At 53.7% G+C, this 20,298-nt stretch carries 20 protein-coding genes and 1 tRNA gene; 14 read left to right on the top strand and 7 right to left on the bottom strand.

From position 1 onward, the window contains the following. Nucleotides 1-62: 62 nt before the first annotated feature. Entirely contained in the window at nucleotides 63-728 is a 666-nt protein-coding gene (locus ACUTSC_RS06165) for a DUF2057 family protein (protein WP_197768689.1), read from the bottom strand. A gap of 255 nt (nucleotides 729-983) precedes the next feature. Here ACUTSC_RS06165 and ACUTSC_RS06160 point away from each other — a divergent pair, with 255 nt between their 5' ends. Beyond that, nucleotides 984-1,397: a CoA-binding protein gene (locus ACUTSC_RS06160; RefSeq protein ID WP_197768617.1), complete on the top strand. Its 414-nt coding sequence runs from the start codon at nucleotides 984-986 to the stop codon at nucleotides 1,395-1,397. Between the two features lie 57 nt (nucleotides 1,398-1,454). Here the strand turns inward: ACUTSC_RS06160 and hspQ are convergent, their stop codons facing one another. Further along, the gene (gene hspQ, locus ACUTSC_RS06155; protein WP_197768618.1) at nucleotides 1,455-1,772 is read right to left on the bottom strand and encodes a heat shock protein HspQ; all 318 of its coding nucleotides are present in this window, start codon (nucleotides 1,770-1,772) and stop codon (nucleotides 1,455-1,457) included. A 60-nt stretch (nucleotides 1,773-1,832) separates the two neighbouring features. Then, a complete protein-coding gene (gene rlmI, locus ACUTSC_RS06150; protein WP_171453725.1) occupies nucleotides 1,833-3,017 on the bottom strand; it encodes a 23S rRNA (cytosine(1962)-C(5))-methyltransferase RlmI in 1,185 nt (394 codons plus the stop codon). 379 nt (nucleotides 3,018-3,396) lie between these two features. Here rlmI and ACUTSC_RS06145 point away from each other — a divergent pair, with 379 nt between their 5' ends. The 3 genes from ACUTSC_RS06145 to yccX all read left to right on the top strand — a co-directional run bounded on the left by ACUTSC_RS06145 (nucleotide 3,397) and on the right by yccX (nucleotide 5,563). Next, nucleotides 3,397-3,777 carry a hypothetical protein gene (locus tag ACUTSC_RS06145; RefSeq protein ID WP_197768619.1) on the top strand — a complete coding sequence of 127 codons (381 nt, stop codon included), beginning with the start codon at nucleotides 3,397-3,399 and terminating at the stop codon, nucleotides 3,775-3,777. A 388-nt stretch (nucleotides 3,778-4,165) separates the two neighbouring features. Next, the gene (locus tag ACUTSC_RS06140; protein WP_197768620.1) at nucleotides 4,166-5,128 is read left to right on the top strand and encodes an acyltransferase family protein; all 963 of its coding nucleotides are present in this window, start codon (nucleotides 4,166-4,168) and stop codon (nucleotides 5,126-5,128) included. Between the two features lie 156 nt (nucleotides 5,129-5,284). Next, a complete protein-coding gene (gene yccX / locus ACUTSC_RS06135; protein WP_197768621.1) occupies nucleotides 5,285-5,563 on the top strand; it encodes an acylphosphatase in 279 nt (92 codons plus the stop codon). A 34-nt stretch (nucleotides 5,564-5,597) separates the two neighbouring features. Here yccX and tusE read toward each other — a convergent pair whose 3' ends face one another. Both tusE and yccA read right to left on the bottom strand, forming a co-directional pair. Then, nucleotides 5,598-5,927, bottom strand: a complete 330-nt coding sequence (gene tusE / locus ACUTSC_RS06130) for a sulfurtransferase TusE (RefSeq protein WP_004928095.1) — start codon at nucleotides 5,925-5,927, stop codon at nucleotides 5,598-5,600. Between the two features lie 111 nt (nucleotides 5,928-6,038). Next, a complete protein-coding gene (gene yccA, locus ACUTSC_RS06125) occupies nucleotides 6,039-6,698 on the bottom strand; it encodes an FtsH protease modulator YccA (RefSeq protein ID WP_004928091.1) in 660 nt (219 codons plus the stop codon). 229 nt (nucleotides 6,699-6,927) lie between these two features. Between yccA and ACUTSC_RS06120 the strand changes: the two genes are divergently transcribed. The 8 genes from ACUTSC_RS06120 (at nucleotide 6,928) to ACUTSC_RS06085 (ending at nucleotide 14,468) form a co-directional block, all read left to right on the top strand. Further along, nucleotides 6,928-7,015 (top strand) — tRNA-Ser (locus tag ACUTSC_RS06120). A 227-nt stretch (nucleotides 7,016-7,242) separates the two neighbouring features. Continuing rightward, nucleotides 7,243-7,455, top strand: coding sequence for a hypothetical protein (locus ACUTSC_RS06115; protein ID WP_060419649.1), 213 nt, complete (start codon nucleotides 7,243-7,245; stop codon nucleotides 7,453-7,455). Between the two features lie 818 nt (nucleotides 7,456-8,273). After that, nucleotides 8,274-8,870, top strand: coding sequence for a fimbrial protein (locus ACUTSC_RS06110; protein WP_369803984.1), 597 nt, complete (start codon nucleotides 8,274-8,276; stop codon nucleotides 8,868-8,870). A gap of 48 nt (nucleotides 8,871-8,918) precedes the next feature. Next, entirely contained in the window at nucleotides 8,919-9,614 is a 696-nt protein-coding gene (locus tag ACUTSC_RS06105) for a fimbria/pilus periplasmic chaperone (protein WP_197768622.1), read from the top strand. 14 nt (nucleotides 9,615-9,628) lie between these two features. Beyond that, nucleotides 9,629-12,124 (top strand): fimbria/pilus outer membrane usher protein, encoded by a 2,496-nt coding sequence (locus tag ACUTSC_RS06100; protein WP_443003688.1) that lies wholly within the window; start codon nucleotides 9,629-9,631, stop codon nucleotides 12,122-12,124. A 15-nt stretch (nucleotides 12,125-12,139) separates the two neighbouring features. Next, nucleotides 12,140-13,204, top strand: a complete 1,065-nt coding sequence (locus ACUTSC_RS06095; protein ID WP_197768624.1) for a fimbrial protein — start codon at nucleotides 12,140-12,142, stop codon at nucleotides 13,202-13,204. Between the two features lie 135 nt (nucleotides 13,205-13,339). Beyond that, entirely contained in the window at nucleotides 13,340-13,864 is a 525-nt protein-coding gene (locus ACUTSC_RS06090) for a hypothetical protein (protein WP_145958023.1), read from the top strand. An 82-nt stretch (nucleotides 13,865-13,946) separates the two neighbouring features. Beyond that, nucleotides 13,947-14,468, top strand: a complete 522-nt coding sequence (locus tag ACUTSC_RS06085; protein WP_197768625.1) for a LuxR C-terminal-related transcriptional regulator — start codon at nucleotides 13,947-13,949, stop codon at nucleotides 14,466-14,468. Between the two features lie 53 nt (nucleotides 14,469-14,521). Here the strand turns inward: ACUTSC_RS06085 and soxR are convergent, their stop codons facing one another. Further along, a complete protein-coding gene (soxR, locus tag ACUTSC_RS06080; protein WP_187322219.1) occupies nucleotides 14,522-14,986 on the bottom strand; it encodes a redox-sensitive transcriptional activator SoxR in 465 nt (154 codons plus the stop codon). A 145-nt stretch (nucleotides 14,987-15,131) separates the two neighbouring features. Between soxR and ACUTSC_RS06075 the strand changes: the two genes are divergently transcribed. After that, nucleotides 15,132-16,217, top strand: a complete 1,086-nt coding sequence (locus ACUTSC_RS06075; protein WP_197768626.1) for an efflux RND transporter periplasmic adaptor subunit — start codon at nucleotides 15,132-15,134, stop codon at nucleotides 16,215-16,217. A gap of 10 nt (nucleotides 16,218-16,227) precedes the next feature. Beyond that, the gene (locus tag ACUTSC_RS06070) at nucleotides 16,228-19,308 is read left to right on the top strand and encodes a MexW/MexI family multidrug efflux RND transporter permease subunit (RefSeq protein WP_197768627.1); all 3,081 of its coding nucleotides are present in this window, start codon (nucleotides 16,228-16,230) and stop codon (nucleotides 19,306-19,308) included. 49 nt (nucleotides 19,309-19,357) lie between these two features. On the opposite strand, the gene ACUTSC_RS06065 is transcribed toward ACUTSC_RS06070, so the two are convergent. Continuing rightward, entirely contained in the window at nucleotides 19,358-20,158 is an 801-nt protein-coding gene (locus tag ACUTSC_RS06065; RefSeq protein ID WP_197768628.1) for a DNA/RNA non-specific endonuclease, read from the bottom strand. Nucleotides 20,159-20,298: the final 140 nt, after the last annotated feature.

Raw genomic sequence — 20,298 nt, 5'->3', positions numbered from 1 at the left:
TAGCGTTTGCGCCTGAAAATGCGAAGAAAAGGCGCCTTTGCGGGGAAAGACGCCGGGAAGGGTCAGCGAACCGGCTGTTTATTGGCCCAGCGCAGGAAGCGCTTTTGGGTTTCCTTGTCCGCTTGTTGAAACCAGTATTGCAGCATTTGTTCCGACACGTTTTCACCTTTCAACGTCACCGTCGGGGCGTTTATCGGCGTGCCGGCCAACGCGAGGGCTGAGGGATTGCCTGCGTTCACCTGAACAAAGATCGGAACGGAGGCTGGGCGGTTCTGGCGGTTGTAATCGGTCATCACCTTTTCCAAATCGGTATTGAAGGTGACGCTGTCGGGATGCAGCACATCATGCCGGAATGGCAGGGCGTTGCCGTCTTTATCGACCACCAGATAATTTAACGTTCTGTCAAAGCGTTGCGCATCACGATCGTTCTCGATGCGTGGGAGTTCAATCGCCACTTGGCTGATCTTTTGCGTATTGAAGGTGGCAACCAGCGGCAGGGACGTATAGGCCTGTGTATGCTGGCCGGCACGTACGGTTTTGGTCACTTTAAACAGCAACTGGTGCTGCCCGCCATCCAGTTCAAGGCTGTCGGCGCCTTTTAACAACGAACCTGTCATTTTCTTGCCGTCGACCACCAGCAGGTCGATGTCCGGGGAGAGTTTCAGGGTCGTAGCCGCGGCAGGCATACTGATGCTGAGCAACGCCGCAACCACCAGACCAAATTTCATCATTATCTCCTTATAAAGTGACGTAGCTCTAAGTGTTGAACACGGCATAGGTTGTGTCAAAATTTTTCAATCGGGTATTTTGTTTACATTTTTACATATTTTATCGCGATTAGACACGACCATGCGCAGCTGAACCGCGACAGCCTCTGACCATAAGATTGCAATGAAGTTTCCCTCGCATTGCGTTTAACCGAGCGAATGCCGATCGGTTACACTCGAAATGGAAAGTGATGCAGTGATAAACGGGAGTTGAAGATGCAAGATCAAGAAATTGTCGAGCTGTTGCAGCAGGTGAAAACTATCGCGCTGGTCGGTGCCAGCGATAACCCATCGCGGCCTAGCTATGGGGTGATGGCGTATCTGTTGGCACAAGGGTATCAGGTGATCCCGGTTAGCCCAAAACTGGTGGGGCAGACGCTGCTGGGGCAACAGGTTTACCCTACGCTGGCCGCTATCCCACAGCCGGTGGATATGGTTGACGTGTTTCGCAATTCGGAGGCGGCTTACGGCGTGGCGCAAGAGGCGATAGCAATCGGTGCCAGGGCGCTCTGGCTGCAGATAGGGGTGATTAACGATCAGGCGGCAGAGCTGGCGCAACAGGCCGGGTTGCGTGTAGTGATGGATCGCTGCCCGAAAATAGAAATCCCGCGCTTGGGGTTGGAGCGCTAAATAAAAAGGGCCAGGCGCGATGCCGGGCCCTCTCGGGTTTCTCAGGTCTTGGCGCGGTCAATTGCGCAAGCGTGGCGCCTGTAGCTGGTGACGGATGGATTCCGCCAGTTCGTCCAGCGATGGTTGCTCGGGGTGTGCCTCCAGGGCTTCGCTATCCAGCTGCGCTTCCGCCAGATAGGTGTGTACCGGTTGGCCTTCCTCGTCTTCCATCACCACGTGGTACCAAGGGGCTGAACGCAGTTCATCGTTCGCCGCTATTTCGTCAGCTTTGGGTTGTTCTAAAGAGTATTCTGGGTCGATATCGATCACGACGCCTAAATACCCCAGCAGTTTATGCCTAACCTGTTGTCCGATACCGAATTTGCTGGCAATCATGATGACCTCCTGAGAAACAATGCCTTGCTCATATATGGGGGCAAGGCAGCGCATTTCAAGTTACATCACCCGACAAGCGAATCCTTTCAGATACAGCCCCTCAGGGTATGTGGCGATCACCGGGTGATCGGCAGCCTGTCGGAACTGCTCTATAAATTGTACATCACGTCCGGCATCTACAGCGGCGTCGGCCAAAATTTTCTGGAACAGGTCGGTCGGCATCAAGCCGGAGCAGGAGAAGCTGAGCAGAATGCCGCCCGGATTCAGCAGCTGCAGCGCCAGCATATTGATGTCTTTGTAGCCGCGGCAGGCGCTGGCCAGCTGATTCTTGTTCTCGACGAATTTAGGCGGATCCATGATGATCAGATCGAATTTTTCGCCTTGAGCCCGGTAGTTGCGCAGTAGCTGGAACACGTCATCGCGGACGAACTCCGCCTTGTTCAGATCCAGCTTGTTGAGCTCGACGTTCTGTTTGGCGATATCCAGCGCCGCCTGCGAGGTATCCACGCTGATCACCTGCGCGCAACCGCCCATCAGAGCGGAAACGGCGAAGGCGCCGGTGTAGGAGAAGCAGTTCAGCACCCGGCGGCCGGCGGAGTAATTGCGCGCCGCCAGGCGGCTGTCGCGTTGGTCGAGGTAGAAACCGGTCTTGTGTCCCTGCTGAATGTCCACCAGCAGCTTCATGCCGTGTTCGGTGATCGGCAGCAGTTCCGGTGGCAGATCGCCCAGCACCGGGCCCTGCGCCAGCGGCAGGCCTTCTTTTTTACGTACCGCAACGTCGGAGCGATCGTAGATCGAACATTCCGGGTAGCAATGCTGCAGGGCGGAAAGCAGGGCCGGGCGCTGGTATTCGGCACCGGCGGACAGCAGCTGCAGCACCAGGAAATTCTGGAAGCGATCGATAGTGATGCCCGGCAGGCCGTCGGACTCGCCGGCGATCAGGCGGTATCCGTCCAGACCGTCGCGCTGTGCGACCCAATCACGCCAGCTTTGCGCTTGCTGCAGGCGGCGAATGAAGAAATCGATGTTAATCTCTTCATCTTGCTGAAAGGTCCAGACGCGTGCGCGGATCTGCGACTCTGGCGAATAGGCGCCGCGCGCCAGCCACTTGCCCTGGCTGTCGAGAATATCGATGGTTTCACCGGAGAGGGCTTTACCCTCAACGCGTTGAACGGCGCCGGAGAACACCCAAGGGTGGCGACGGAGTAAGGACTTTTCACGTCCTTTGGCGAGATGTAAGCGCATGGTTAAAATACTTTTTATTCAATGGGTTAATTGGCGGGTTTGAAGAGTTGCCAAAATAAGTTCGTCATCATAACTGAATCTTACGGTGTTCACTACCGCGTTGGCTCGGATTGTATCGCGTTATCTCTGCTGACGTCACACCGAAGAGAGAGAAAGCGCAGCCTTCAAACTGAAGAAATGACAGCTGAAATAGGTGTATTATAGCGAGGCAGAGATGAAAGCACGTCGTTCAGCGTGTGAAGACGCCTCGTTACCTGTAGGCGCCGATATTCGTCTGAGGCGTTATGCTTTATAGGGAATAAGGCTGAGTAGTTATATTTTATTTTAATTAAGAGTGTTGCTTATTGTTTGTACAATATGAATTAAAGGGAGTACACCAGTGAGATTTTTTTTGTTTTTAATTTTTTTTATGACGACTAACACAGTATTAGCTAACGAGTGGGTTTTTAGTGGTGATGAAAACGCTATAAGTGATGGGGTGTTAAAGATTTCGGTTCAGGCTGGGCATTATAAAATTTCATTCCCACCCACTGCGAACCCAAATTCAGGTGCTATGTTGATTAACGGCGAGCGATTTTACGGCAACCGTTATTTTGGATTCGACGGTGAGCAAGCGGACAGAATGATTGATAGGTTATTAAAGGTAAAGAATGCTCAGGTTGAATATGATGATCGTTTTAAAACGAAAGTCGTTCGCAAGTTGGTTGATTTTTCTGACATTGCATCATCCCTCGATAACTTGAAAAATAAAAGTCATTGACACCACTCACATAATCGTCAATAGAGAAGATGGCTTTACTCGAAATAGGAATAGCGCTGCCGCTTGGTTGCCCGACGGTAAGTGTAACTAACGACGACTGGTCGACGGTGCGCTTTCTTGTGAGCAAGCAGAGCCTATCATTTAGTGGGTGGATTGAAGGTTATTTTTTTAATAAATTGATTTTTATGGTTTTTTGTTAGTGGTCATAGTAATTGACTTCAGGCTACCGTTTGCCTCACGGAGGAAAGCCTATCTTCCGGTTGATGGGTTTGTAAGTGATTTGTAAGTTTTTTGTGAGTTTTAGGTTTTTTCGCATTGACAAAAATCTTAACTTAATCTGTTATTGAGCACCTGATGTTTATTATTTAGATGTTAGGATTTTTCTTAAATGACTAAAGAAAGAAGCTTATCGTTTGATTTTTTGAAAGGGTTGCTTATCTTGCTCGTCATTGTGGGGCATTTATTGCCAGGCAGTGCTGATGTTGGTTTACGTGGGGCAATATATTATTTCCATATGCCGCTTTTTCTAGGGGTGACGGGCTACTTTGTTCGGCGTTATTTTCTTGATGGCGGCGTGATTAGCGTGCTGAAAAAGTATCAGTGGCGAATGATAATTCCTTATGTGTTGGCGTTCGTTGTTTACAGTGTTTATTCTCTTTACTCCTCAGAAGAAGTAGGTTTAAAGCAACTCATCGGTCTGTTTCTTTACCCCTACTATCATCTTTGGTATATCCCAGCAGTGATCATATTTGTGCTATATACTATGGTCATTTATAAGAGTAATTTCTTACTCGGTTTCTTTCTGTTCACTTCCGCCGTATTGTCTATTGTCTGGTACTGTTACGCCGACGCGCTGGAAAACCAATATGCCTGGCTGAAATTCATTGGTGATAAGCGTTTCTATTATTACTACTCCTTCTTTTTATTAGGTTTCCTGGTGGGGGATAAGAATTCTTATGGTAACCCGCTGGCGTTGTTCGCTATCGCGTTGACCGTAGGCATATTAGGGTATTATGAACCGAACGGGGCACTGCTGGATGCCGCCTCATGGTTTGCATTTAATGCTGCGCTGTTGTTGTTGATGCTGAGTTTGTGTAAACGCCTGAAGCTGAGAATTGGGGGCCTTGTGGTTCAAGTGGGGCAGGTATCTCTGCCTATTTATCTTTGGCATGTGTTACCCATTTTGCTTGTCGGAGCAATGGTCGATAAGGATACGTTAGGTTTTTATCTCAGCGTAATGGCCATTATTTTCGCTCTGGTCATCATATTTATCCGCTTGCGTGGCAAAAGCAGATTTATCGACTCTTTCTTTTACGGGGAAAGGGCCAACTGGCTCCCCGCCGAAAAATAGAACGATTGTCCCGGCCGAGGGGACTCGGCCGTCTACTTTTTACGCAAGCCTCTATTAGACAAATTGGTGTCCTCTGGCTCCTTGTCTCTTTAACTTTTGATTGAGTTTCTATACTGAATACATACTTATTCTTTAGACAAGATAACAGGGGCGATTATGACACAAGTTTGCATAGCTGCGTATGTGTATGGCGTGGTGCAGGGAGTCGGGTTCCGCTATTCCACCCAGCGGCAGGCTGAGGCGCTGGGGGTGACCGGCTATGCGCGCAACCTCGATGATGGCAGCGTCGAGGTGGTGGCCTGCGGCACACCGGCGCAGGTGGACAAGCTGGTCGAATGGCTGAAACAGGGCGGCCCGCGCAGCGCGCGCGTCGAACGCGTGCTGGTGGAGCCGCAGGGCGTGGCCGATTACGCCGGGTTTGGCATTCGCTATTGAATGCCCGCCTGCCGCGGCGCTGTGGGCGGCGCGGTCAGATGCATTTTACCGGTTTCGGCAATCCGGCGATCTTGGTGGCTTGTTTGGCCGGCCCCTTCGGGAACAGGCGATACAGATAGCGACTGTTGCCTTTTTCTTCGCCATATTTCTGCGCCATGGCTTTGACCAGCATGCGAATAGCCGGTGAGGTATTAAATTCCTGATAGAAGTCGCGCACGAAGCGTACCACTTCCCAGTGTGCTTCGGTGAGCACGATCTCTTCCTGTGCCGCCAGCAATGGCGCCAGCCCTTCATGCCAGTCGGCGCTGTTTTTCAGATAGCCCTGCGCGTCAGTGTCGATAACCTGACCTTCAAACTCCAACATACTGCCTCGATAACGGATAATTCGGAACGGCCGCCAGTTTAGCAAATTTTTTCGGCCGCAAAAAACAAAGCCCCGCCGGAGCGGGGCCATGAAGGCATGCGTTATATGCGATCAGTTGCTGCGGGCGAAGCCCAGAATGCTCAACAGGCTGATGAACATGTTGTAGAGCGACACGTATAGGCTAACGGTGGCGCGAATGTAGTTGGTCTCGCCGCCGTGAATGATGTTGCTGGTTTCCCACAGGATCGCACCGGCGGAGAACAGGATGAACAGCGCACTGATAGCCAGATGCAGGGCAGGGATCTGCAGGAACAGGTTGGCGATCACCGCCACCAGCAGTACCACAAAACCGGCCATCATCATGCCGGACAGGAACGACATGTCTTTACGGGTGGTCAGCACGTACGCCGAGCAGCAGAAGAAGACGGCTGCGGTACCGCCCAGCGCCAGCATGATCAGGTCGCCCGCGCCGGCGTTCAGGAACGAGCTGAGGATTGGGCCAAGGGCGTATCCCATGAAACCGGTCAGCGCGAACGCCGCCAGAATGCCCGCCGGGCTGTTGGCAAGTTTATGGGTCAGGAACATCAGGCCATAGAAACCGACCAGCATCAGCAGCAAACCCGGAGCCGGCAGACCCAGCATCGTGCTGGCGGTTGCGGTCAGGGCTGAGAAGGCCAGCGTCAGGGATAACAGGAAATAGGTGTTGCGCAGGACTTTATGCGTGCTGAGCAGCGAGTCGCGCGAAGAAGATGAGACGACAATGCGGTCCATAATGCTCTCTCTTATCAAGCCATCACAAAATAATCCCGATAATAGGCAGCGCAAGCGCTTGATTAAAGTTTGTTTACCAATCTTTACCCTTAGTTATCATTGTTGCAACAGCAGGCGCTGCGGATGCGCGTTTGTTCGCCGTTTGCTGCGCCTTCGCCGATTTTTCGCGCGGTTGAACGCGCCCGGGCTTTACAAGCGAATAAGGTCTGTTTATAGTGCGCGTCGTTGCGGAGGGGTGGCCGAGTGGCTGAAGGCAACGGTCTTGAAAACCGTCGACGGGAAACCGTTCCAGAGTTCGAATCTCTGCTCCTCCGCCATACATTCTGACCCCGTGCTCTCTGAGCACGGGGTTTTTTGCTTTTGCGTGCGCAGAAACTGGGGCGCTTTTGCAGGAAACGCGATCGGTTATTGATAAGGGCCTCGTATCGGTGAGATTATGCGTTCATCAAGGTCGGCCGCTCGGATGCCTGCTGCTGTCAGGCGTGATCGATGCGATAATCAACGCCGCCTTATCTATTTCGCTTAATGCTCTATGGAGACAGAGATGAACTGGTATCAAGTCGCCTTATGGACCATGATTTTTCTGAAGTCTGGCGCTTTCCTGGTGTTCGTGTGGTGGTGGATGTTCAAGCGTGCGACCAAGCCTTATGTGCGCCCGCAAGACGTCGTAGTAGACGATAAGCCGTACGACGAAAATCTCACCATGGAAGAGGTGATGAAGAATCACGGCATCGTTCGGGCTGAAAAACAGCTCTGATCGTCGAATGTCTGTCTTGCTATAAACCCGAGCCGGTGTGTTCGGGTTTTTTATTCCTGCTCTTTCTCTTTCTGAGTTTTTCTCTACCCAACATTGATCAGCCTCTATAGCGTTTTATTGGAGTGATTTATCTCTCGGTATATTAAAAAATATACTTCAAAGATGGCTTTGTATTTATAACAAAAGATATATTTCAGTCTGACGCGTTTAGCCTCATCGACTGATAGAGGGAAATAATGGGGGTTATTCTTGATATGTGTAGATATCCAAACGTAGATGGTATCGCGTTTTTGTCCTACTCCTATATCGGTAGGTCAGACAATTTTAAGGTAGAAATAAGCTAACTCTGCGTGGGCGCTAAGAGGGTTAATTAAGAAATTTAAGATTTTATCCTGTGTATTTTTCTTTTTATTTTCAATGGTTTTTTGTTTTTATCTCACATCATACTTCATAAAAAAATGGGTGTACTCATTTACCCTGAGTAGTATGCATGCATACCATGCCCACTCTTTTATGATGCGTAGCTTCCCATCTATTGCCTGATTCATTTTTTTATTGTCGTGAAAATTATTTGATTCGATGTTGCAATCTTTTTGCCTTTGGAATTAATATGTTCTGCGTCTGGCGGTGAATGAGATTTTTCCCATTGCTGGATATATTTTTAAATACACTTGGATATATATAAACATATACCTTCAAATATAAACTTTGAGATGGCAGGATGCTGTCAATGCTCTGCTATTGTCTAAGCTTCGTTAGCCTCTGAACGGTTTAATGGTATAGGTCGTTTTATATATGCTCTTTCAGCGAAGAAAGTAATGGAGTTTATTATGATTAAGCAAGGTATCTCTTTGGCGGTATTGGCTGCCGCGTTAACTTCTGTGAGCGCAACGGCGGCAGATAATTCTGCCGGTGGCGTTATTTCGTTTAGCGGTGCCGTGACGGATACCACTTGTACCATCAACGGTGGAAAAAGCGCTGACTTTACCGTTGCGCTCAGCCCTATTTCCGTCACTGATGCGGGCACCGTCGTCGGGCCAATACCCAAAAACAAGAAAACTTTCTCATTGACGTTCTCCGGCTGTAAGCCGGCGGCATCGGAAGCGGATTCGAAGCTGAAGATCTACTTCTCTTCGGCGAATAATATCTCTACTGACGGAAAATATCTGTTAAACAGCTCTGTTAATGAAAGCGACGCCGCCGTAGCGAAAAACGTCGGTTTCTCTCTTGCCGAGCCAGGTTCATCTACGCCGATTCCGTTGAACGTACCTTATGTCACCAAGATCAAAGGCGATAAAACGGCGCCAGATGCCGAAACGCTGACGCTGGACGTCTATTACTACAAGACCAATGTGACTGCGGCGAAAGTAGGGGAATTGAGCTCCAACGTGACTTACACCATTTCTTACCTGTAATCGCAATTAAGCCAGGCCTGGGCCAGAGGCCTGGCTTCTGAGGTGACTATGAAACAATGCTTAATCTTTGTTGGGCTATTTTTCAGCAGCTTTTTCGCCGATGCCAATATTGTAATTAATGGAACGCGTGTTATTTATCCCGAAAAAAACAAAGATGTTATCGTTCAGTTGGTGAACAACGGTAACGATCCGGCGCTCGTGCAGGCATGGATTGATGACGGTGATATAAACTCGACGCCTGAGACGGCAAACGTACCGTTCTTGTTATCTCCACCGGTGGTGAAAGTGGCTGGAAATAATGGCCAGCAATTGCGCATACAGAAAATGGGTGCCGCGCTTCCTGGCGATCGTGAGTCTGTATTTTATTTGAATGTGTTAGATATTCCACCTACGCCGGAGAATTTGCAGGGGGTCAATACGCTGCAGTTAGCCATAAAATCGCGTATCAAGTTATTTTATCGTCCGGCAGGGTTAAGCAGCAACGCTAATGCCATTACGGATTTTATTGAGTTACAGGCGGCAGGAGCGGGATTTAAGGTTATCAACAAAAGCCCTTATTTTTTTACGTTGGCCAATGTTGATCAGAAGAGCAAGAAAAACCTGTTGGTCGATTCAGTGATGGTCGCGCCATTTTCCAGCCTATTTGCCGCGACGAAGTCTGGAGTGAGCCGAAACGTCCCTTATACCCTGCTGTATATCGATGACCTGGGGGCTTATAAATCCAAAGCCATTACTGCCCGCTAACGTGAAGAATAGCAATGAAGCTTAAAATAAAATTGCTTTCGATACTGACCGTATCTGCATTCATCTCGCCGAATAAAGCATCGGCAATGAAATTTGACACCTCTTTATTGGCAGGGGCATCCCGCGAGTCAGACCTATCGCGCTTTTACCTCAACAATGATATGCCGGCGGGAACCCAGACTGTCGACGTTTATGTCAACCAAAGCTGGAAAGGCCGATTCTCGCTGCTGTTCGGCGAGCACCAAGGCGATATCCGCATTGCCGGTCGCGATGCCGCTTTATTGGGCATCGATCTGGACGCATTGCCCGCCGTTGCGGACAACGACCTTATTCCCATTGATAAGTTGGTGCAAGGGGGGCGTTTCGATTTTGAAGTGGCAACGCTTAGCCTGAAGTTGACAGTGCCCCAGTCGCGAGTCATTCGCGCAGAAGCCGGCTATGTTGATGCCAAATTTTGGGATCGTGGCGTACCGGCGCTGTTGTTGGCTTATAACGCGACCTATTACCACGTGCAATCGTTGCAGGGCGATAAAGCGTCTGCGGACGATTTTTATACCGGCCTGGAGTCTGGATTCAACCTTGCGGGCTGGCAATTCAGAGACAGCAGCAATTTCCGTAGCAGTTCTCGGCAAGGTAGCGATTGGCAAAATAATACTCGCTATGTGCAGCGTGGCTTCGCTGCCATCAAATCAAACTTGACCATGGGCGATTTTTACTCGCCGGGCGATTTGTTCGACTCTATCCGGGTTCGGGGCGGCGCCTTAGCGTCTGACATCAATATGCGACCCAATTCACAGCAGGGGTTTTCTCCGATAGTGCGGGGTGTCGCACAGAGCAACGCCTTGGTGAAAGTGCTACAAAACGGCAACCTTATCTATCAGGAGAACGTCCCGCCGGGCGCCTTTACGTTGGACAACATCTTGCCTACCGGCTCCGCGGGTGATCTGCTGGTGGTGGTCAAGGAAGCTAACGGGCGAGAGCAGTCCTTTACCGTGCCGTTTTCCGCCGTACCCAATATGTTGAAGCAGGGCGTCAGCAAATACGGCCTGGTTGCCGGTAAAGTCAATCAGGCAAATACCGATTACTCTCCTGCTTTCGTTCAGGGCACGCTGCAGTATGGATTCAATAATCTGGTCACCGGTTATGCCGGCACGATCCTCAGTGAGGATTACCGCGCCTGGCTGCTCGGCAGTGGCTGGAACTTGCCGATCGGCGCGGTATCCGTCGATGTGACTCAAGCCTCGACGTCTTTGCAGGATCGCACAGAGGATGGGCAAAGTTTCCGCATTGCCTACAGTAAATTTCTGGATGCCACCGCGACCAACTTCACGCTGGCCGCTTACCGTTATTCGACTAAAGGTTATTACAGTTTCAACGATGCCATCTATACCCATCAAGGTTACCGAGAACGCGACAAACGCTTCCACGATTACTGGAATAGCCAAGATGACGATGAGCTTGCACCGCTGGATTTGAATACCTGGGATGCCGTTCGCGCCGCTCGTCCGCGCAATACCTTCAATCTGAACCTTAATCAGCGGCTCGGTGAGGGATGGGGAACGCTGTATTTTTCCGGCACCCAGCGTGATTACTGGTCGGATACCAATAAAAGCCGGGAATATCAACTGGGGTATTCAAATGCCTTTGAACGTATCAGCTATAACGTTTCCGCCAGCAGGGTAAGAAACTCCGATCGAAAAGAGGAGACGCGATTTTATCTTTCGCTGAGCGTGCCGCTGTCGATATTCGACAATAATGCCTATCTCAGCACCGGCTTGTCGGCTACCGATTCACATTATCAACAAAGTACGCTGAGCCTGAGCGGTAATGCGCTGGAATCGAACCGACTGAGTTATGCGCTTGCCGGCAGTAATCAAAGCGGTGGCAACAGCATGGCGAGTGTGAATGCAGCCTATCGCGCCAACGCGACGACCGTCGGCGGCTCCTACAGCGAATCCTCTGACTATCGACAATTGGGTATGAGCGCCCGCGGCAGCCTGGTGGCGATCCCTTGGCATTTGCTGGCGTCAAACGAAATGGGTAACACCATGATGGTGGTGGACGCGCCTAAAGCCAAAGGGCTGATGGTGAACGGTGACGAAAGTATTGTCACTAACGACGAGGGATTGGCTTTGGTGCCGTACGCGACGCCTTACCGGCAAAACTCCGTAACGTTGTCGGATTCCGGCAATAGCTCCGGGGCGGAGATCGTCGGCAATATCGCCAACAGCGTGCCTTATGCCGGCGCCGTCAACTATTTGAGATTCGAAACCGATCAGCGTCGGCCTTATACGCTTCGCGCCCTTAAACGTGGCGATGTGCCCTTGCCATTTGGTGCGGAGGTGGCGGATCAAAGCGGGCATGCCATTGGCTTCGTCGGGCAGGCCAGCGTCCTGTATCTGCGTGTGGAACAGCAACCCACGTCGCTGGAAGTCAGGCTGAATGACGGTATCTGCAAGATTGAACGTCCGCAAATCTCGATGGACAGCGCAGCCAACATTTGTCGATAAAAGGATAATTACACCATGCTCAGGATACTCGCACTGACGCTGTCCTTAGTGTTCAGCGGTTACAGTTACGCTTCATGTTACGGCAACGGCATCCAATATGCGCCGCCTATCTACGTCGACTTGTCAGATAAGCTCAGCGCCAAGACACCGGTCTGGGAAGGCAGTTTTTATACGCAATACAGTGGTTCATTTAGCTGTTCAACCTCGAGCAGCGAATTCGGCTATACCCGGATCCTGTCAACCGACAGCTCGAAAGCGACCATTCTGGGGTTCAGTAATGGAAAGTATTGGGTGCGAGCAGAGATAATCAATGATGTCGCTAACAAGAAACTCAGTGGCTGGGGAACGCACAGCGCCTCGGAATTGAATGAGCCGATGAATATTCGCTTCAGTCTGGTCAGCAAGACAGGCACATCGATACCCGGCGATACCGTCAGCCTTAAGGACGTGATGTTCGTGACCGATCTGAGTGGAATGTCGTTGCTGGAGATCATTTTATGGCCGGCCAAGCAGTTGCTGAAGATTTTGACCTGGCTGCTCAACGGTTTCAACTGGCCTTACGATCAGCGCGACATGTACGGGCAGCCGATGACTATCAAATATGCGCCTAAAATGACGACCTGTTCTTTCGACAACGCCGGCTTGGCGGTGAAACTGCCGACGCTGGGAGTGTCCCAGATAACTCAGGGCGCGCAAAATGGGCTGACGCCTTTTACGCTCAATTTCAGCTGTCAGAATCGACAAAGCGACGGCACGACCGATCGTGATATCAATATGTTTTTATCCAGCAACAACCTGCTGTCATCGGATAATTCAGTTTTGATTGACAAGAGTGCTGGGGCGGCGAGAGGTGTAGGTATTCGTCTGGTGAATGCTAAAACACCGGATACGCCCGTTATGTTAGCGCTTTCCAACACGGCACAAGGCTCGGCGACATCATTATTTCATGTTGGCGTCGGTAATGCGTTAGATGCGCAATTTTCCATCGGCATGGCGGCCTATTATTATCCTTACGACAAGGTTACCCTGAGCAGCGGGACAATTAACACATCCGCCACGCTTAATATTATATATAAATAAATCTTCTGTTATTTTTAATAATAAAAAACAGGTTGATGTGAATAAGAAAAATCTTAACATGGTAATTGATGGCAAATATTATTATTTGAATAATATTGGTTTTTAATCAGGATCTCTATGTTGAGGATGAACTGTATGACGGAACAAATCCAGATCGGTGTTAAGGTGGAAAAGTCGCTAAAAGATGAGGTTGACGTAATTCTTCGCGGTTTGGATATTAAACCGACGACGGCGATAAATGGACTCTATCAATATATTTCGCAACACGGTGAACTTCCTTTTGTCATATCAACCAGTGTGAAAACACCGAAGGATATCGCCGGAGGGTTGTTCAAAAACCTATTCTCCTTACAGAACACACTTCGCGTATTTTTTGATAAAGTCCAATTAAAACAAAGTATAAGTAGGGGAGAGGTGCTGATCATTCTCGATATACTGCACGATTTCGTCGTTGGATTCCGCCAGAATGCGCAATATCTAGGTATTTCGCCATTTGGCCAGCGTGTCGTCTGGAAGGATGCCGTATGTGCGGTAGAGGGTATTCATGAAATTTTAGAGAATAATGTAAAATACAGTGAAGAAGGTGTTATGTATCTGGATGATTTTTATCTTTCATCGTTGTCCGGGTTGTTGAGCTCATTATGTACTTCTCTGAAGTAAGTTAACCAACACCGATTAACTAACATCGCTTTCATGGGCTGTCTAAAAAACGGCCCATCACGAATGGCAACGGAATGACTTTATGCAAGTGGCTATTTTTTCCGACGATTACTATTTATTTTATGGGATGTCGCAGCTCTTGATACCTTTTGAGGGTATTGAGGTCATTAATCTCTACTCACCCGCCGGTGGTAGAATGCATGCCGTTTATTGTCATGCGGATATGGTTATTGTTTCTTTTTCTTCTATCTGCCGGATTATGAATTTTTTGTCGCATATTATAGACAGACCTGACCATGCTATCGTGCTGACCGGTGTGGAAACGCCGCGCCTGTCGAATTTTAATTGCCTAAAAAAAAACATCGGGTTGGTCGCGTTCACGGAGGCCATCACGTCGTTTGTTGCAAGCGCCAAAGGGCAGCGTCTGTCGTCGAGAGAGATTTCGGTATTGGCCATGCTGTTGGCGGGAAAACCCAATACTCGTATTGCCAAAGCATTAGGCATTTCCGAGAAAACCGTCAGCCAACATAAAATGAATGCCATGCGTAAGCTGGAGATTGAACGTTTTCATCAGTTCATTTTGGCTGCGGATGAGCGAGTTTAATCGCTATCCCACAGGGAGCGTTGGGCCGCAGGAAGAACACCTGTTCACCCATGTTAGCCTGGGCGTTCGAAAATATGTGCGCCGGCGCCCTGTTGGCCCAAAATATCGTTTGGGTTGCGCAGCGGGCAGTCGGTGAGCGACAGGCAGCCGCAGCCGATGCAGCTGTCGAGATGGTCGCGCAGCACCGTCAGCCGCTGAATGCGCTCATCCAGCGTTTTGCGCCAGGCGGAGGACAAAATTCCCCATTGTTCGGCGGTCAGCTTGCTGCCGGCAGGAAAGCGGCCCAGCGTGGCGCGGATCTCCTCCAGCGGAATGCCCGCGCTTTGCGCGATTTTGATCACCGCGATGTAGCGCAACACCACCGGCGTGTAGCGACGCTGATTACCGGCGTTGCGCGTTGCCTGAATCAGCCCCTTGCTTTCGTAAAAGTGCAGCGCGGATACCGTCACGCCGCTGCGCTTCGCCACTTCCCCCACGGTCAATAGCCGATAGGTGTCAATCGGTTCATTTCTTGCCATTCCACATTCCTCAGCTTGACCTCAAGTTAACCTGAGGTTTTATAGTGCAGCCAGCCGGGCTTGGCAACCGGCATCTCTCGTCACCTGCCTGCGCTGCGTCGGGGGAAGGATGGCTTTGGCTGTAAAATCAGGAAGAAACCGTTACATGATGAAACGATACCTCATTATTGCCGCGCTGCTGGCGGCGCTCGCCGCCGCCGCCGTTGCGATGCGATCCACCGCGCGGCAAAACGAAGGCGCGCCGGCCTATCCGCCGGTGAAAGTGGCGCTGGCGCCCGCCCTGCGTGAACAGGCGGCGCGCAGTTACGCCGGCGTGGGCGAGCTGGAGGCGGCCAGCCAGGTGGCAGTGGCGGCGGAGACCAGCGGCCGCATCACGCGCATTCTGTTCGAATCCGGCCAAACGGTGCGGCAGGGGCAACTGCTGGTGCAGCTCAACGATGCGGTCGAGCAGGCTGAGCTGGTGCGCCTGCAGGCGCAATTGCGCAATGCCGATCTGCTGTTGGCGCGCATGCGCAAGCTGATGAACCTCAACGCCACCGCGCGGCAACAGCTGGACGATGCGCTGGCCGAACGGGATATGGCGCTCGGTGCGGTGCAGGAAACGCAGGCCAAAATCGCGCAAAAGGCGATCCGCGCGCCGTTCGCCGGCACCATCGGCATTCGCCGCGTGCATGAAGGGCAATACCTCAACGCCGCCGACGCGGTGGCGAACTTGGTGGACGCCGATACGCTGCGCGTCAACTTCTCGCTGGACGAACAAAGCAGCGCCGGGCTGGCGCTGGGGCAGGCGGTGTCGGTGCGGGTTGGGGCGTATCCCGATCGCGCTTTCCCCGCCGCCATTACCGCTATCGATCCGATGATCGGCAAATCCCGCACCGTGCAGGTGCAGGCGACGTTGACCAACCGCCAGGGGTTGCTGAAGGCCGGCATGTACGCCGGCATTCGCGTCACGCAGCAGCAGCGCGTGGCGGTGTTGACGGTGCCGGAAACGGCGCTGACCTACACGGCCTACGGCGATACCGTGTTCCTGGCGCAGCAGGGTGAAAAGGGCATGACGGTCAAACGCGTCTCGGTCGCCGTGGGTGAGCGCAACGATGGGCGCGTCGAGATCGTCAGCGGCCTGCAGGAAGGCGCTCGGGTGGTGACCTCGGGCCAGCTCAAGCTGAGCGACGGCATGGCGGCCGAGCCGGTGGCGCAGGATACGTTGAACGCCGCCCAGGCTGGTTCTTGAGGAGAGACCGATGACATTTACCGATCTGTTCGTGCGCCGGCCGGTGCTGGCGCTGGTGGTCAGCACCCTGATCCTGCTGTTCGGCGCGCTGGCGCTCAGCCAACTGCCGATCCGTCAATACCCGCTGTTGGAAAACTCCACCATCACCATCAGCACCGACTATCCCGGTGCGTCGTCCGAGCTGATGCAGGGCTTTGTCACGCAGCCGATCGCCCAGGCGGTGTCGTCCGTCGAGGGCGTTGACTACCTTTCATCCTCGTCGGTGCAGGGGCGCAGCGTGGTGACGGTGCGCATGGCGCTGAACCGCGATTCGACCCAGGCGTTGACCGAAGTGATGGCCAAGGTCAACCAGGTGCGCTACAAGCTGCCGGAGCAGGCTTACGATCCGGTGATTGAGCGCTCCGCCGGTGAAGCTACCGCCGTGGCTTATGTCGGCTTTTCCAGTAAAACGCTGTCCACGCCGGCGCTGAGCGAATACCTGACGCGGGTGGTGGAGCCGATGTTCACCACTATCGACGGCGTCGCCAAGGTGGAAGTGTTCGGCGGGCAAAAAATGGCGATGCGCCTGTGGCTGGACAGCGATCGGCTGGCCGGCCGCGGCCTGACCGCCGCCGACGTGGCCGACGCGGTGCGGCGCAACAACTACCAGGCGGCGCCGGGCAAGGTGAAAGGGCAGTATGTGGTTGCCAACGTGCGGGTGAATACCGATCTCACCAGCGTGGAGGAGTTCCGCAATCTGGTGGTGCGCAACGACGGCAACGGCCTGGTGCGCCTGAAAGACGTCGGCACCGTGGAGCTGGGCGCCGCAGCCACGGAAACCAGCGCGCTGATGGATGGCGAACCGGCGGTGTTTCTCGGCGTCTTCCCTACGCCGACCGGCAACCCGCTGGTGATCGTCGACGGCATTCGTCACCTGATGCCGGCAATTGACAAGATGCAGCCGCCGGGCGTGAAGATGGCGCTGGCGTTCGAAACCGCACGCTTTATCCAGGCCTCGATCGATGAAGTGGTGCATACCCTGATCGAAGCGCTGGCGATCGTGGTGGCGGTGATCTACCTGTGTCTGGGGTCGCTGCGCACCGTGCTGATCCCGGTGGTGACCATTCCGCTGTCGATCCTTGGCGCTGCCGGGCTGATGCTGGCCTTCGGCTTCAGCGTCAATTTGCTGACGCTGCTGGCGATGGTTTTGGCGATCGGTCTGGTGGTGGACGACGCCATCGTGGTGGTGGAGAACGTGCATCGCCATATCGAAGAGGGGAAAACGCCGCTGGCGGCGGCGATGATCGGCGCACGCGAAGTGGCGGGGCCGGTGATCGCCATGACCCTAACGCTGGCGGCGGTCTACGCGCCGATCGGCCTGATGGGCGGGCTGACCGGCGCACTGTTTCGCGAGTTCGCGCTGACGCTGGCCGGCGCGGTGGTGGTATCCGGCGTGGTGGCGCTGACGCTGTCGCCGGTAATGAGTTCGCTCCTGCTGCCGGCCAAACAGAGCGAAGGACGCGTGGCGCGCGCCGCCGAGTGGTTCTTCGGTGGCCTGACGCGGCGCTATGCGCGCGCGCTGGATTTCTCGCTGCACCACCGTTGGGTGACCGGCGCGCTGGCGCTGCTGGTGATGATCAGCCTGCCGCTGCTGTACCTGATGCCGCAGCGCGAGCTGGCGCCGACCGAAGATCAGGCCATCGTACTGACCGCCATCAAAGCGCCACAGCACGCCAACCTGAACTATGTCGAGCGCTTTGCCTACAAGCTGGACGAGGTTTACAACCGCATGCCGGAAACCGAAAGCCGCTGGATCATCAACGGCAGCGACGGCACCGCGTCCGGCATCGGCGGCATCAACCTGACGCTGTGGCAGGCGCGCCAGCGCTCGGCGTCGGCGGTGCAGGCCGATCTGCAGCAGGCGGTGAACGACGTCGAAGGCACCAGCATTTTCGCCTTCCAATTGCCCGCGCTGCCGGGCTCCACCGGCGGACTGCCGGTGCAGATGGTGCTGCGCACGCCGCAGGACTACCCGCAGCTGTATCGCACCCTGGAAGAGGTGAAGCAGAACGCCAGAAACAGCGGCCTGTTTATGGTGGTGGACAGCGATCTGGACTACAACAACCCGCTGGCGGAGGTGCATATCGACCGCGCCAAGGCCAACAGCCTGGGGATCCGCATGAGCGACATCGGCGAATCGCTGGCGGTGCTGGTGGGAGAGAACTACCTCAACCGCTTCGGTATGGACGGGCGCGCCTATGACGTGATCCCGCAGAGCCTGAGCGAACAGCGGCTGACGCCGCAGGCGCTGGCGCGGCAGTACGTCCGCACGCAGAACAATACGCTGGTGCCGCTCTCCACCGTGGTGTCGGTGGCCGTTAAGGTCGAGCCGAACAAGCTGACCCAGTTCAACCAGCAGAACGCCGCCACCCTGCAGGCCATTCCCGCGCCCGGTGTTTCGATGGGCGAAGCGGTGGCCTTCCTCGAACGGCAGGCCAATGCGCTGCCGGCCGAATTTAGCCACGACTGGCAGGGGGATTCGCGCCAATATACCCAGGAAGGCAGCGCGCTGGCGTTCGCGTTCCTGGCGGCGTTGGTGATCATCTACCTGGTGCTGGCGGCGCAGTATGAGAGCCTGAAGGATCCGCTGATCATCCTCATCACCGTGCCGCTGTCGATCTGCGGCGCCTTGCTGCCGCTGGCGCTGGGTTACGCCACGATGAACATCTATACCCAGGTCGGGCTGGTGACCCTGATCGGGCTGATCAGCAAGCACGGTATTCTGATGGTGGAGTTCGCCAACGAACTGCAGATGCATCAGGGGCTGACGCGGCGCGGCGCGATTTTGCAGGCGGCGCAAATTCGCCTGCGGCCGGTGCTGATGACCACCGGGGCGATGGTGTTCGGCTTGATCCCGCTGCTGTTCGCCAGCGGCGCCGGGGCTGCCAGCCGCTTCGGCCTGGGGCTGGTGATCGTGTCCGGCATGCTGGTGGGCACGCTGTTCACCCTGTTCGTGTTGCCGACAGTGTATACGCTGCTGGCGCGCGATCATGCGGTGGCGTCGCCCCGGCAGCGTGAGTTGGCCGCCGCGCAAAAGGCGCTGACGGAATAAACCACCGGCGCCCGGATGAAAAATAAACCCGCCTCGGCGGGTTTTTTCGTCAGTTTTTGCAGCCCATCAGCTCCGGCAGGACGCCGGGCTTGCTCTTCAGCGAGGCCTGCACGTCGTCCGGCAGACCGGCCCAGATGATCAGGCCGGTACGTTTCTCGATCTCGTCCACCGTCACGCGGAATTGGCAGAAATCGGCGCCCTTCGGCGTGTTCTGATCGAACAGGAAGGCGGCATAGTGGTTTACCGCCGGGCTGTTGTTGATGAAAATCACCTTCCAGTAGGCGCTGGGGATGGTGTGCGCTTTCTGGGTGCCCGGCAGTTTGCCCATATCGCGCTCATACAGCGGCCCGGTCACGGTATAGACCGAGGAGATATCGGCGCGATCGATCAACTTGCGTTCCTGATCTTCCAGCCGCGCCCAGGCGCCCTGGTTAAGATCGGACTTTTGCGGCGTGATGTTGGACAGGTAGTTCAGCGATTCCCAGTCGGAAACGCCCGCCAGCGAGGCCAGCGGCGCCTGATGGCCGCGATCGACCTTCAGCGCCGCATTGGCGCCGGTGTAATCGGCGGGCGACAGGGTATCCGCCGGATTGAGCGCCGGGTCGGTTTTCCAGTTGCGCGTCTTGCCGCTGGCCGGCGTGTCTTTGGTGATGTGATAGGCCACCCAGTTGGCGAATTTGGTGGTGCTGTTGTTGTTCAACGTATAAGCATGACGCACGATCGACACGTTGCTGCTGCCGCCGGTCGGGCAGCCGACCGCGCAGTTGTCGATGGATTCGAGCGTGTCGGCCGACGCCTGTGCGGCGAACAGCAGGGCGGCCAGGGCCAACATCTTGTTGTTAAAGCGCATATTCATATCCTCAATAAGTTAAAAAATACTGTATATATTTACAGTGAATTAAACTTATCGCAGTGAAACGAATACAACAATGCAACACATTCGTGTTGTGAATGTGTCAGTCATAGTACAGCCATGCTGCACGTGAAATA

Source organism: Serratia sp. TSA_105.2 (genome assembly GCF_052692115.1).
The sequence above is the reverse complement of the archived record's forward strand: the minus strand, read 5'-3'. Positions and strand labels throughout refer to the sequence as shown.